This window comes from Kistimonas scapharcae, from assembly GCF_039540975.1.
GTDB lineage: Bacteria > Pseudomonadota > Gammaproteobacteria > Pseudomonadales > Endozoicomonadaceae > Kistimonas > Kistimonas scapharcae.
On sequence record NZ_BAABFL010000232.1, the window covers coordinates 1 to 1,183 of the forward strand.

The 1,183-nt window shown below is 51.6% G+C and carries 1 protein-coding gene; it reads left to right on the forward strand.

All coding sequences use genetic code 11. The features are described from left to right. Window positions 1-45 precede the first annotated feature (45 nt). Window positions 46-1,116 carry an AbgT family transporter gene (locus ABD892_RS10600; protein WP_345195593.1) on the forward strand — a complete coding sequence of 357 codons (1,071 nt, stop codon included), beginning with the start codon at window positions 46-48 and terminating at the stop codon, window positions 1,114-1,116. The last annotated feature ends 67 nt before the right edge of the window (window positions 1,117-1,183 follow it).

The window sequence follows — 1,183 nt, forward strand, 5'->3', positions numbered from 1 at the left end:
AGCTAAAGCGAAACTTTGTCAGTGTCGTAGCTCTGGCTTGTGCTTTTGTCTGGTTACCAATGTGAAACGTCAACAGCTCCTAAGAAATCCGGCCTGCATATCAGTGAAAAATGGCTGCCGCTACTGCTGGTTTTCTTTGGCATCATGAGCAGCATTGCCACCGATGCAGGTTATCTCGTACTCATTCCTCTGGCAGGATTGCTCTATGCCGGACTCGGCAAGAATCCGATTATCGGCATGGCGGCGGCCTTTGCCGGTGTGTCTGCGGGTTTCAGCGCCAACCTGATTCCGGCTACCCCCATCGATGTCATTATCGGTGCCAATGCCCGCATTTTCGCTCAGGCTCAGAATGTCCCGTTCACACGCCACGATGGTCAGCCGCTGACGCCTGCCACCATGCATTACTATTTCATTCTGATATCTACAGGTGTGCTGTCCGTGGCCGGTGCAATCGTCACCGCACGTTTTGTAACGCCGAAGCTGAAAGATACGCCCTGGTCATTACCTGACGACCTCAAAATCGATAATTTCTCCCTCAGTGATGCTGAAGAACGTGGTCTCAAAGCCTCATTTTTCGGGTTGCTCGGCGCTCTGGCGTTCATTGCCTGGCTTGCGCTTTATCCCCTTGCCCCTTACACCGATGCATCCGGAAACCGCGTCGTCCCCTATCTGGATAATGTGATTCTGTTGATTACGCTGGTCTTTACCATTACCGGTATTGTATTTGGCACCGCCTCCGGCAAGTTCCATTCTGTGGCCAATGTCGTCCAGGCCATGGTCAAACAGATGGATGCCATGGGCTATATCCTGGTGCTGACGTTCTTCTGTTATAACTTTCTCTCGCTGCTCAGCTATTCGGGCATGGGTACATGGATTACCTGGCTGGGCGCCAGCCTGTTGAATTCCCTGGGACTACAATCCTTTCCGGTGTTATTGATTATCGGCTTCATCATCACGACGGCCTTTATCAATATTTTCGTTGGGGGACTGACCTCCAAATGGATGCTGCTTGGCCCCATCTTCGTTCCCATGCTGTACCAGGTGAACAACCAGATGACCCCGGATATTGTCGCAGCAGCCTTTCGTGTCGCCGATTCGTCCACTAGGAGCTGTTGACGTTTCACATTGGTAACCAGACAAAAGCACAAGCCAGAGCTACGACACTGACAAAGTTTCGCTTTAG